Annotated in this window: 12 protein-coding genes and 1 rRNA gene; 5 read left to right on the top strand and 8 right to left on the bottom strand. The window is 57.8% G+C overall.

Features of this window, described 5'->3' with window-relative positions; all coding sequences use genetic code 11:
* Positions 1-3: 3 nt before the first annotated feature.
* From flgB to BMY54_RS28780, 3 genes are all read right to left on the bottom strand, one after another.
* Positions 4-411: a flagellar basal body rod protein FlgB gene (gene flgB, locus BMY54_RS28790; protein ID WP_007917581.1), complete on the bottom strand. Its 408-nt coding sequence runs from the start codon at positions 409-411 to the stop codon at positions 4-6.
* 372 nt (positions 412-783) lie between these two features.
* Positions 784-1,611 carry a protein-glutamate O-methyltransferase CheR gene (gene cheR / locus BMY54_RS28785; RefSeq protein ID WP_016983976.1) on the bottom strand — a complete coding sequence of 276 codons (828 nt, stop codon included), beginning with the start codon at positions 1,609-1,611 and terminating at the stop codon, positions 784-786.
* A 46-nt stretch (positions 1,612-1,657) separates the two neighbouring features.
* A complete protein-coding gene (locus BMY54_RS28780; RefSeq protein ID WP_007917585.1) occupies positions 1,658-2,590 on the bottom strand; it encodes a chemotaxis protein CheV in 933 nt (310 codons plus the stop codon).
* An 82-nt stretch (positions 2,591-2,672) separates the two neighbouring features.
* On the opposite strand from BMY54_RS28780, the gene flgA reads away from it, so the two are divergent.
* The 4 genes from flgA (at position 2,673) to BMY54_RS28760 (ending at position 5,260) form a co-directional block, all read left to right on the top strand.
* Positions 2,673-3,434 carry a flagellar basal body P-ring formation chaperone FlgA gene (flgA, locus tag BMY54_RS28775; protein WP_026000512.1) on the top strand — a complete coding sequence of 254 codons (762 nt, stop codon included), beginning with the start codon at positions 2,673-2,675 and terminating at the stop codon, positions 3,432-3,434.
* A 148-nt stretch (positions 3,435-3,582) separates the two neighbouring features.
* Complete coding sequence (flgM, locus tag BMY54_RS28770; RefSeq protein ID WP_077574151.1) at positions 3,583-3,909, top strand: flagellar biosynthesis anti-sigma factor FlgM; 327 nt, start codon at positions 3,583-3,585, stop codon at positions 3,907-3,909.
* Between the two features lie 48 nt (positions 3,910-3,957).
* Entirely contained in the window at positions 3,958-4,425 is a 468-nt protein-coding gene (locus BMY54_RS28765) for a flagella synthesis protein FlgN (RefSeq protein ID WP_093442106.1), read from the top strand.
* Between the two features lie 88 nt (positions 4,426-4,513).
* The gene (locus BMY54_RS28760) at positions 4,514-5,260 is read left to right on the top strand and encodes a flagellar brake protein (protein ID WP_093442101.1); all 747 of its coding nucleotides are present in this window, start codon (positions 4,514-4,516) and stop codon (positions 5,258-5,260) included.
* Positions 5,261-5,333: 73 nt separating this feature from the next.
* Here BMY54_RS28760 and BMY54_RS28755 read toward each other — a convergent pair whose 3' ends face one another.
* The 4 genes from BMY54_RS28755 to BMY54_RS28740 form a co-directional block, all read right to left on the bottom strand.
* The gene (locus tag BMY54_RS28755) at positions 5,334-6,713 is read right to left on the bottom strand and encodes an MFS transporter (RefSeq protein WP_093442096.1); all 1,380 of its coding nucleotides are present in this window, start codon (positions 6,711-6,713) and stop codon (positions 5,334-5,336) included.
* 69 nt (positions 6,714-6,782) lie between these two features.
* Positions 6,783-8,024, bottom strand: coding sequence for a glutamine synthetase family protein (locus BMY54_RS28750; protein ID WP_175559686.1), 1,242 nt, complete (start codon positions 8,022-8,024; stop codon positions 6,783-6,785).
* 200 nt (positions 8,025-8,224) lie between these two features.
* Entirely contained in the window at positions 8,225-8,917 is a 693-nt protein-coding gene (locus BMY54_RS28745) for a sensor histidine kinase (RefSeq protein ID WP_093442086.1), read from the bottom strand.
* Positions 8,914-10,518 (bottom strand): tetratricopeptide repeat-containing response regulator, encoded by a 1,605-nt coding sequence (locus tag BMY54_RS28740; protein WP_093442081.1) that lies wholly within the window; start codon positions 10,516-10,518, stop codon positions 8,914-8,916. The genes BMY54_RS28745 and BMY54_RS28740 overlap by 4 nt, the downstream gene beginning before the upstream one ends.
* Positions 10,519-10,728: 210 nt before the next feature.
* On the opposite strand from BMY54_RS28740, the gene BMY54_RS28735 reads away from it, so the two are divergent.
* Entirely contained in the window at positions 10,729-12,078 is a 1,350-nt protein-coding gene (locus BMY54_RS28735; protein ID WP_093442077.1) for a lysozyme inhibitor LprI family protein, read from the top strand.
* Positions 12,079-12,298: 220 nt separating this feature from the next.
* Here the strand turns inward: BMY54_RS28735 and rrf are convergent.
* Positions 12,299-12,386, bottom strand: a 5S ribosomal RNA gene (gene rrf / locus BMY54_RS28730); the annotation flags it as partial.

Raw genomic sequence — 12,386 nt, 5'->3', positions numbered from 1 at the left:
GGATTACTCTCCGCGCAGGGCTGACACCAGCCCTTTGAATTTGCTGTTGAGCAGGGTGAAGCTGGCCTGGAAGCCGACGGCGTTTTCCGCGTAGTTCGACTGTTCCAGTTGAGCGTCCACGGTGTTCTGGTCGATCGACGGTTGCATCGGCGTGCGATACATCAGCGATTCGTCGCCATTGCCCAGGCCTTCAGCTTCGATGTGACGGCTGTTGGTCATGTTCAGGGCGATGGTGCCGTTCGCATTTTTCTGGGTCTGTGCTTCAAGCACTTTGGAGAAGTCCAGATCCCGCGCCTTGTAGTTCGGGGTGTCGGCGTTGGCGATGTTGTTGGCCAGCACTTCGGCACGCTGGGCGCGGAAGCCCAATGCCTTTTCGTGAATGCCGAGCGCTTTATCGAAGCTGATGCTCATGTCGGGAACCTTCAGGTGACCGGTTTTTCGTAACTGAGCTTTAGCAAGCGCCGTGCCAAACCACAAAAGCCGCATAAACCGGGGCTTTGCAGGGAGTCGGCAAAGCGGCAATGCCAGAAAAGCGGCAACCGGTTTCCGCCGGATGCCGCTTTTCTGCCGCTTGCCGTCCATCTCATACACACCACGATCCCCTGTAGGAGTGAGCCTGCTCGCGATAGCGGTGTGTCAGGTACCGATGCTGCTGAATGTGCTACCGCTATCGCGAGCAGGCTCACTCCTACAGGGGGTTTATGGTGTCAGGGAGAATTTCTTTGGGCATAAAAAACGGCAGGTCTTTTTGGGACCTGCCGTTTTTTGGTGTTGCCGATACGGTTATTTCGCCTGGTAAATAATCCCCGGGCTGCACTGCACCATCTGGTAATGGTCCGGCAAACCGTTCAGCGCTTCGGAAGCGCCAAGGAACAGATAACCGCCCGGCTTCAACGTGCTGTGAATGCGCAACAGGATGTCTTTCTTCACTTCGGCAGAGAAGTAGATCAACACGTTGCGGCAGAACACGATGTCGAACTTGCCCAGCGCGGCATAGCTGTCGAGCAGGTTGAACGAACGGAACTCTACCCGGTTCTTGATCGGCGCCTTGATCACCCAGCGGCCCGGCCCTTTCGGGTCGAAGTAACGCTGCAGGCGTTCCGGCGACAAACCACGACCGATGGCCAGGCTGTCGTACTCGCCGGTCTTGCAGTTGGTCAGCATAAGACCGGACAGATCGGTGGCAACAATCTGCACGCCCATCTTCAGTTGACCAAGGTTGGTCCGCTCGAACTCGTCGATCGACATCGACAGCGAGTACGGTTCCTGGCCCGACGAGCAGGCGGCCGACCAGATCCGCAGACGCTGATTGGGGCTGGCCTTGATCGCTTCAGGCAGCACCTTGTTCTTCAAGACTTCAAACGGATAGGTGTCACGAAACCACAGGGTTTCGTTGGTCGTCATGGCATCGACCACCTGCTCGCGCAAACCGCTGCGCGGCTGGGTCTGGATGCGCTGAACCAGCTCACCCAGGGATTTGATGCCTTGCTGCTCCATCAGTTTGTTGAGACGGCTCGAGACCAGGTACTGCTTGTTTTCACCGAGCAGAATGCCACAGGCTTTTTCCAGGAAGACCCGGAACTGTTCGAAATCCAAATTACCCGTAGACAATGATGCCGCCTCTTAAATCGTGTTGACCGCCAGGAGCAAAACGCCCCTAGCTGATATCTGCTGCTTTGATCCGGTCGACTACCCGGGATGCGAGGTCATCAGGACGGAACTTGGCCAAAAAGTCATCGGCACCGACTTTCTTGACCATCGCCTGATTGAATACCCCCGACAACGAAGTATGCAGGATGATATGAAGCTTTTGCATGCGTGCGTCGCCGCGGATTTCCGCCGTCAGGGTGTACCCGTCCATCTCCGGCATCTCGATGTCGGAAATCATCATCAGGAACTCTTCTTCCGGCTTCTTGCCCTCATCGACCAGCTTGCGCAGGTAATCCAGCGCCTGTTTGCCGTCGTTCAGCGCCACCACTTCGACCCCGATTGTCTGCAGACAACGCGTGACCTGCTTGCGCGCCACCGACGAGTCATCGACCGTCAAGACACGCAATGACAGTGCCTTGGTCTGGGTCTCGACATCGACCACGCCCACCGAAATCGCTTCCGGTGTCGGCGCAACTTCCGCCAGCACTTTCTCGACGTCGATGATTTCGACTAACTGATTGTCCACCCGAGTCACAGCGGTCAGGTAGTGATCGCGACCCGTGCCCTTGGGCGGTGGATGAATCTCTTCCCAGTTCATGTTGACGATGCGCTCCACCGAGCGGACCAGGAAACCCTGGGTCTTGGTGTTGTACTCCGTGATGATCACGAACGGGTTGTTCTTGTCCTTCAACGCTCCGGAACCGGTGGCCATTGCCAGATCAAGGATCGGAATGGTCGCCCCCCGGATATTTGCCACCCCGCACACGACAGGACTGGACTTGGGCATCAACGTCAGCGACGGGCACTGCAACACTTCCCGCACCTTGAACACGTTGATTCCGTAGAGCTGCTGACCGTCGAGACGGAACAACAACAGCTCCAGGCGATTCTGCCCCACCAGTTGCGTGCGCTGGTTCACCGAATCCATTACACCAGCCATGCCCAGACTCCTACACCAACGCCAAGTGTTGTTGCGACGCACATTCATTGCTAAACGGCACGGCGCTTGCTTTTTAACTCGTATGAACGCTCAAACGACATTTTTCCGACACCTGACCTCCCGCGCTCGCAAAAGCCTTTGCGCGATGTCCGCCGTCTGCTGCTTTTTCGCTGGCAGCCCTGCCATTGCTGATGCGGTTACCTTGCCTGACATGCTTATCGGCGTCACTCAGGGCTTTCTTGAGTTCACCGTAGAAGACTATCTGGCCACCAGTCAAACGGAAGGCCGCTACGAGATCGAAGTAAACCAGCTCGACCCCCGTATGCGCATGCCTATGTGCGACAAGGAATTGACAGCGACTTTGGAGAGTCCGGCACGTCCGCTGGGCCGGGTTACCGTGAAGGTCCGCTGTGAGGGCGCCTCGCCCTGGACTGTGTTCGTACCCGCTCAAGTCCGCCTGTTTCGCGAGATTGTGACAACCACCCGACCGCTGAAACGTGCAGGGATCATCGAACCACAGGACGTGACCCTGCGTGAACGCGACGTGAGCACGATCAACCAAGGCTTTCTGACCTCGGTAGACGAAGCGATCGGGCAGAAATTAACCCGACCAACGGTAGCCGATCAGGTCATTACCCTGGTCCATCTGGAACAGGCGGAAGTCATTCGCAAGGGTGATCAAGTGGTCATTACTGCGCGCAGCGGCACGCTCGCCGTGCGCATGCCCGGGGAAGCGCTGGCCAATGGTGGTTTGAAAGAACAGATCCGGGTGAAAAACCTCAACTCGCAACGGGTCATCAAGGCGCAAGTCACCGCGCCGGGCCAAGTGGAAGTGGCGATGTAGAAAACTGGCGCTGGCCCCGGCTGTTCCCTAAACTGTGCCGCAGCAGGACACGCGCCGGCGCATGCAAGGCTCATTGTAAATGTGCCTAAAGTTTTCCAGGGGATGGCCGAAAACATGGCAAGCGTCCAAATTCCCAGAGGTTTTTATCATGGTCATCGATTTCAGCCGTTTGAACAGCTCCTCGTCACTTACGGGCAGTACACGTACCAGCAACGCCAAGGAAACCGCCGAAACCGGCACCTCCGCGCCGCTGAATACCCAGGCCGAACCGGCCAGTACCGCAAAAAGCGGGGAATCGGTACACCTCAGCAATGAGGCTCAACAGTTGCAGAAGGTCACTGACAAGCTGCGCGATCAGCCTGCTGTCGACAAAGCCCGTGTGGCCGAGTTGAAAGCCGCGATTGCCGATGGCAGCTATAAAGTCGACAGCAACCGTGTAGCCAGCAAACTGCTCAACTTCGAAGCCCAGCGCTAGGCTTTTGCCGGCGCCAGGCTTTTGGACGCTTAAAACCCAAGGCCAGCCATGCACGACACTAATTTATTGCAATTGATCAACGACGACTTTGCTCCAGCTCAACAATTGCTGGAGCTGCTGCAAACCGAATCCCTCGCGTTGCACGGTCGCGACATGCCCTTGCTGGAAAACATTCTGGCGCATAAACAGGCATTGATCATTCTGCTTGAACAGCATGGCCGCAAGCGCAGTGAAATCCTCGCCAGCCTCAACTTGCCGACAGACCGCAGCGGTCTGGAGCAACTGGCTGGCCAGTCGAGCATTGGCGACCAGTTGCTGAGCCAGGGCGATGCCCTGACCGATCTGATCGCTCAATGCCAGGCCGCCAACCTCAAGAACGGCCAGTCGATCCAGATCCAGCAGGCCGCCACGGCCAATCAGCTGAAGATCCTCACCGGCGGTGAAGCGCCGGCGCTGTATAACGCCAGCGGTACATTTGCCAAACCCGCCACACCGCGTCCGCTCAGCCAGGCATGAGCCGTTGATGCGCCAGCTCTATCAACCCGCGAAACATGCTGGCAAAATGCTGGCTAGTCGTCATATTTTGTCTGGAGATTGATAAACCGTGTCCAACGCCCTCAGCGCGGATGATGCTCCGCAGCCCCCTAAGGTGCTTACCACGCCACTGGAAATCTCCAGCAACCTGCGCCAGCTGCAAGAAAGCCACGATCCGCTGATCATCACCTTTCATGAGCGCAGCCAGCGCTTCCAGAGCTATCTGATCAAAGTCGACCGCGACAGCGCTACGATCGCACTGGACGAGATGATTCCGCGTGATGGCGAACGTTTCCTGCAGGCCGGTGAGCCATTCAAGGTTGAAGGTTTTCATGAAGGCGTGCGCATCGCCTGGGAATGCACCGGCACGCTGAATATCGAAGAATCCGAGGGTGATCGTTTCTACACCGGCGCACTGCCGACTGAAGTGGTTTACCACCAGCGCCGCAATGCCTTCCGCGCGGCACTGAAACTGACCGACCTGGTCAGCGTTGAACTGGGCGGCGAAAAACTCAAGGCGCCAATCAACGGCAAACTGCTGGATATCTCCGCGACCGGCTGCAAGCTGCGTTTCGAAGGTGATATCACCGACCGCCTGCAATTGGGCCAGGTTTATGACCGCTTGATCGCCCCGCCACTGTTCGGCAACCAGCCGATCTCCGTCGAATTGCGCTATCTGCATTTCGAAGAAAAACTCAACATTACCTTTGCCGGTCTGCGCTTCCACAACATCAGTGGCCAGGCTGCGCGCAACGTTGAGCGTTTCGTGTATCAGTTGCAACGTGAAGCACGCCGTTTCGACAAAGACGATCTCTGATTCGTTGCGGCCAATAAAAAGGGCAGTCCTTGGCGGGACTGCCCTTTTTTATGCGCGATGTTTTTTGTTCAGTTCAGGGTCTACCGCCGCTGAGATCAGGCGCGGGTTTATCGGTATCCGATTCGACTTCTGCCGCAGGCTCTGACGGAGTATCAGCTTCAGGCTCGGGACTTGCCGGCGCCTGCACAGGGTCTTGCACCATCTGCTCCTGCACCACCTGCTCGTCTACCCGAGGATCGAGGGCCGCCACCAGCGGTGAGCTGGACATGCTGTCCGGCATGGCCACGTGATGCAGCGGCGCGTCGTCGACCTGATGCAGATTGGTCACCGCTTTCGGCCGGATCCGCCACACCAGCACCAACGCGAAGAAGCTGAAGAACGCATACAGGCTCTGGCTGCCAAACAGCTTCATCAACACGCCCGCAAGCAACGGCCCGATGCTCGCACCGACACCATAAGTCACCAGCAGCATCGCCGTCAGCGACACGCGACGATCGCCTTCGACGTGGTCGTTGGAGAATGCCACTGCCAGTGGGTACAGACAGAACTGCACCAGTGAACACAGGAAACCAACCCCGAACAGGACCTCCAGCGGAACCTGCGGCAGCACGGCCAACGGCAACGCCGCCACCGCCAGAAACCCGGCAAAGCAGCGAATCAGCAGCGCCCGGTCATAACGATCGGACAACCAGCCCAACGGCCACTGCACCAGTAAACCGGCAAAGATGCAGCTACCCATGAACAGACCAACCTGCTCGGTCGATAGCCCTTGTTGCGAGGCGTACAGCGGTGCCAGACCGTAAAACGAGCCGATGATCAAACCGGCACCCAGCACCGTACTCAACGACTGCGGTACGCGCTTGATAAAGAAGCGTGGCTCCATCGGCGCCGGATGCAGTGGCGCCGGGTGAATCCGCCGCGTTAATGCCACGGGCACCAGACACAGGGCGAAACACAGCGCGACCAGCATCAGCAGTTCCAGCCCCAGGCCCGGGTGCATGACCAGAATCAGTTGGCCGAGGACCAGGCCCAGGTACGAAGCGATCATGTAGCCGCTGAACACCAGGCCACGCTGATTGGCGTCCGCCTGTTCGTTGAGCCAGCTCTCGATCACCATGTACTGGCACATCATGCCCAGACCGACGATGGTCCGCAGCACCAGCCACGCCGGCAGCCAATCGACCAGACCGTGGCCAAGCACAGCCGCCCCAACGATCCCGGCACAGGCCGAATAAGCACGGATGTGCCCGACCCGGGCAATCAGTCGGTGACCGATCTTGCCGCCCAGCACCAGACCGAAATAGTTGGCCGCCATCAACGCGCCGACCCAGAGGCCGTCGACATTGTCAGCGGCCAGTCGCAATGCCAGATAAGTGGATAGAAGGCCCGAGCCGATCAACATCATCAGCGAGGCGAAATACAGTGCTCGAAAGGATTTCCAGATTTGGCGCATCGGCGTTCCGAGCGGCTCCTTGCAGTTAATATCGGGCTACCAGAACGATAGCCCGATGGCGGCGGTACGTCAGGCCTGGGCTGCTAGAACACGTCGTTCCCAGGGAGTGATTTCATCAAAGAAGCTGGTCAACTCCATGGTCTTCGAAGCGATGTAGCCTTCGATGAACTCCTGTCCGAACAGTTCCCTCGCCAATTGGCTACGTTTCAGACGTTCGAGCGCGGCGTGCAAGGTACACGGCAGCGCAAGATTGTCCGGCACCGCGAACTCGCCCTGAATCGCTTCGCTCGGTTCCAGCTCATTCTCGATCCCGTGCAAACCGGCAGCCAGACTGGCGGCGATCGCCAGATACGGATTCGCATCGGCGCCCGGCAAACGGTTTTCCACCCGACGGGCAACCGGCGAGCTGGCCGGAATTCGCAGGCCGGCCGCCCGGTTGTCGTGCGACCAGCAGGCGTTGTTCGGTGATGCGTACGGATGGCACAGGCGCTGATAGGAATTCACATTAGGTGCAAACAGTGCGGTGAAATCAGCCATGCCCGCCTGCTGGCCACCGATGAAGTGACGGAACATCGCGGTTGGCTCGCCGTGCGCATCACTGAAGACATTCTTGCCGCTAGCGGTCTCGACGATGCTCTGATGAATGTGCATCGAACTGCCTGGCGTGTGTGCCAGCGGCTTGGCCATGCACACCACGGTCAAGCCGTGCTTAAGCGCGACTTCCTTGAGCAGGTGCTTGAACAGGAACGTCTGATCGGCCAGCAGCAGTGGATCACCGTGCAGCAGATTGATCTCGAACTGGCTGACGCCCATCTCGTGCATGAAGGTATCGCGCGGCAGACCGAGTGCCGCCATGCACTTATAGACTTCGTTGAAGAACGGCCGCAGACCGTTATTGGAACTGACGCTGAACGCCGATTGGCCATCCTCGCGACGCCCGTCAAGGCCTACTGGCGGACGGAACGGCTGGGTCGGATCGGTATTCGGCGCGAAGACAAAGAATTCCAGCTCGGTCGCCACCACCGGCGCCAGGCCGCGCGCGGCATAACGGGCAATGACTTTCTTGAGCTGACCGCGAGTCGACAGGTTGGAGCTTTCGCCGCTCAACTCATCGGCATCGCAAATCGCCAGGGCACGCGGGTCGTCACTCCATGGCAAACGATGGATCTGGGTCGGGTCAGCAATCAGGGCGAGATCGCCGTCGTCGCTGCCGTAAAACCGTGCTGCCGGGTAACCGCCCATGATGCATTGCAACAGCACGCCACGGGCCAGTTGCAGACGCCGCCCTTCGAGGAAACCCTCAGCGGTCATCACTTTGCCGCGCGGCACGCCATTCAGATCCGGCGTAACACATTCAATCTCATCAATGCCGGTCAATCGCTGCGCGAGTGAACCCTGGCCATCGGTTGTCATGACGCAATCCTTGTTATTGTGCGAGCCGCGAACGGCGACCCGCACAAAATAGGCTCCGGCTGTTCGGAATATCAAGCAGCGTCAAACAAAAACCTGTGTCACGGCAGATAAAGGCTGAACACCCCGCCGCCAAGCGGTCCACCGTTGCGGATTTCGGTGCGCCCTTCGACACCATTGCGCTGATGCAGCGCCGCGATACGATTGGCGAAATACAAACCGAGCCCGGTGCTGCCACTGCTGTGATTGATGCCCTGTACATAATCGGCCTGGCGCTCGAGCATCTCGGCCGGATAACCGTCGCCGTCGTCGTTGATACTCAGCACCAGTTGCCCGGCCTCGTCACTGACGGTGATCAGCAGCGATTCGCGGGCGTAACGAATGGCGTTATTGATGCAGTTGCCCAGCACCGAGGCAATCAGCTCACGGTCGAAGAAACCCAACGGACTCAGCGGATCGACTTCATAGGTGGCGATGATCCCGCGACTGGCAAACACTTCCTGATGCGCCGCCAGTTGCGCCTCGATAAAGTCATCGAGTTCGTGATACGCCGGTTGCAGCGGCATCTGGTTGACGCCGAGCTTGTACAGCCCGAGCAGTTGCACCAGCATGCCGTTGAGATGGGCAAACTCGAAGTCGATCACACCCTGCTCCGCGCCTAGCCGTTGCGCCTCAGGCAACCGCGCCAGCCATTGGCTGTGGGCCTGCATGAGCATGGCCAGCGAGTTCTTCATGTCGTGGACGGTGGAGGCGATCACCGTAGAAAAATCCAGAGCTTGCTCGTCGTGGTTCATTCGCCAAACGCCTTGCTTTTCAGCTTCTGATAACGCGCAAAACGCGCGTCGGTGTCGGGCATCAGGCCAACCATTTTCAGGCAGGCCCGACATTCTTCCAGTTCCGCCGACGGCACACTGGTGTCGGTGCCGTGGAGCAGCGACTGGGCCATGTTCAGCGCGATACTGATGTTCTTCGGTTGCATCTTCAGCGCCTTGCGGAACACCTCACGGGCCTCCACCAGGTTGCCGGTCTTGTACACGCGCACGCCCTGACGGTTGAGGTCAGCGGCAGCGTTGCTGGAACTGAGGATGGTCGGGTCATCAGTGAGCTTGGCGATGTCTTTCATTACTGCCGGATCGTCACCGTAGATCTCTGCGCAGCTCTTGAGCATCGAGGTGCCCGCCTCGGCCTGTCCGAGCATCTGCAATTGCTTGGCGACCAACAGCGCAGCTTCCGGACTCATGAACTGCTCCATGCCGTCGAGGCGCATAAGCGCTTGCTCGGTGAGCTTGTCAGCGGTCTCGGCATCGTTGAGCAGCAGGCTGGTGGCTTTCATCAGACGCGCGCGAATCTGCAGGCCGGGGTCGCTCGGGTTTTCTTTGGCCACCGCACTGAGCGTGGTGTTGATCTCCAGGCGTGTGCGCGTGTCGAGACCGCGCTCACTGCCTTTGCTGATCAGCGCGTGAGCCAGGCCGAGATTACTTTCCGGATCCTTGAAGCGCGACTGCGCGCCTTGCGCTACGGCCTGACGATAGGCGCGGGACGCGGTGTCGAAGTCTTCGTTGGCCATCGCCAGTTTGCCCAGCAACGCCTGCCGACGCACCGCCAAGGGAGACAGGCGAATCGCCTCCTCCAGCACCCGTTGCGCACCTTTGCTATCGCCTTCGGCGACCAGTACATCGGCCATGCCGTCGTACAGCGCCGGCATCATCGGGAACACCTTCAGGGCCTTTTCATAAACGCCCTTGGCTTGCGCCACCTGGCCACGCTTGAACAGCAATTTGCCAAGTCCGGCAAATGCCCATGGCAACGGCCGGTCAGCAATGATGCTGTCATAGAGACGTTCCAGCGCTTCGTTCTGATTCATCTCGCGCAGCGCATCGGCGCGATAACGCAGGCACAGCGGTGAATAGCGAATGTCCTGCTTGCACAGGGCGATGCAGGCATTAAGCACCTCGACCGGTTTGCCACGATCGAGGGCTTGTAGAATCGGCTTGAGCAACGTCTTGCGCTGTTCCAGACGCTCCAGGCGCTGGGCCAGGCCGGAGCGGTTGAACGGCTTGGTCAGGTACGCATCCGGTTCGTGCTCCAGAGCACTGAGCACCATCGCCTGACTGGTCTCGGCCGTCACCATGACAAACACCGCTTCATGGCTGATAAGCTTTTCCGACATCAGATCTTCGAGCACCTGCTGGCCGTTCTTCTTGCCATCGCCGAGATGGAAATCCTGCAGGATGAAATCGTAGGACTTCTGCGCGCACATCTTCAGCGCCTGCTCACCGGTGTCGGCCGTGTCGACGTCCTTGACCCCGAGCTCACGCAGCATCGAACGCACGGAACTGCGGAAATCCGAGAAATCATCGACGATCAGAAAACTTTTTTGGTGATACGACAGCATCGAAGATTTCCAGGCAATTGAAGTGAGGGCAATTTCAGGCGCGCAGATGATAGCTGGCGGCAAAATGCTATCAAGCGATTTCGCGCCACTTTTAAGTCACCGAATGGGTTATCGGCCAGAAGTGCGGTTCCCTGAAGCCAGTGCTTCAAGATTCCTCTGCGAGCATTTACCCTGCGCGCCAGGACAACTACCCACTACAAGGCTTACATCGTGGACATCAAAGGACGCTACATCGTGTCCGCCTGCGCTCTGCTGTTTGTTCAGCAGGCAATGGCGGCTGGAATGGATTGCACAAAAGCGGCGAATGCCGTCGAAAACACTGTTTGCGCGAACAAGTCGCTGTATGAACTGGATGCGCAGATGGAGGTGGTTTATCGGGATTTATTCAAGGTTTCTGCTCCCGCACAACCTGAGCTCAGGCGCACTCAACGACTGTGGCTGAAAGCCCGCAACGAATGCGCCGAAGACATTTCGTGCCTGGATCAGCACTATCGCGAGCGCCTGCAAGTGCTGCTGGCACAGTGGCAGGCAGCCGTTGCCTATCAACCGGATGACCTCGATGAACAGGCGCTGGACGACCTGCAAAAGAGCATTCAAGCCGCCAGTAAAGATGATCCCGAATTTGCGCTGGACCGAGCACTCGCCGCGCTCGCCGTGAAAACAACTGCCGGCGGTTTTCACGGCGATGCCAGTGAAGAGGATTCGTCGATAACGCACTTTCCGACTGCACAACCCAAAGGCGTTACTGCAAATGAATGGCGAGCCTTGACCGCTTCGCGGATCACTGACGCTGCCGAAACCGGCCTGACCTCTTACACTTTGCAGGATCTGGATGGCGACGGGCAGCGCGATCTGATTGTGAATACCTACGCCGGGGGCACAGGTCTGTTCACCTATGTGGAAACCTGGCGTCGCGACGGAGAACGGTTCGTCAAACGCTCTGTTGAGCCCGAAAGTTCGCTGTTCTACACCAACGATCGCGGTGCCAATCAGTCGGTAGACTGGATAAACCTGCGTGGCAAAACTTACGCGGCTTATCGAAACAGCGAGTACGGCGTTGATCGGATCTACTTGCTCAACCCGCTGCAAATCAACGTCCAGGTGCCTACGGTGACGATCCGTTATCACTACGACCTCAACGTGCCCGTTCTTCAACACAAAGATGACGGCAACAGCACGTTTGAACTCGAACCCGATCTGCACCGAGCGCTCAATCTGGCAGTGGCGAAAGTAAATGAAACCGCTGCTATCCCTTCAAAAGAACCGCTCTGCCCTATTCCGGCTACAGGCGCTGGTGAAAACGATTACTACAGCTTTGGCCCGGCGCATTACAGCATTGAAAAAGTAGCCGACCTGCCAGTCTTCATTGGCAATGATTGTTACATCGGCGCCTTGATCGACTGGTTCGGCAGTTACAGCGAAAAGAATGGTTTGTTCGCGCAACTGGCATTGCGTAAACCGGACAGCGATGACGGCAGCCGCACATACGAAGTCTACGGTCGCCGACACATAACCGAAGTCAGTACCTCAATGGGTAAAATTGAGCTGAACGAGGGTTAACCGCGTATCCAGTCTGATGTTGAAGATCAACGACGCAGTCGCGGCACGTTGTGGCAATTCGTCGGCTGACGGTAAAACAAAAGCCCCGTCGCAATTTCGATTGCGACGGGGCTTTTGTATTTGAACTTGATAGTCTTCCCGAACTTTTTATCCCTGATAAACTTTCCTGCGGGCAAAACAAAACCCCAACTGCTTTCGCAATTGGGGTTTCGGAATTTAATCTTGACGATGACCTACTCTCACATGGGGAAACCCCACACTACCATCGGCGATGCATCGTTTCACTGCTGAGTTCGGGATGGGATCAG

It is taken from the genome of Pseudomonas sp. ok266 (assembly GCF_900110195.1).
GTDB classification, from domain to species: domain Bacteria; phylum Pseudomonadota; class Gammaproteobacteria; order Pseudomonadales; family Pseudomonadaceae; genus Aquipseudomonas; species Aquipseudomonas neuropathica.
The sequence above is the reverse complement of the archived record's forward strand: the minus strand, read 5'-3'. Positions and strand labels throughout refer to the sequence as shown.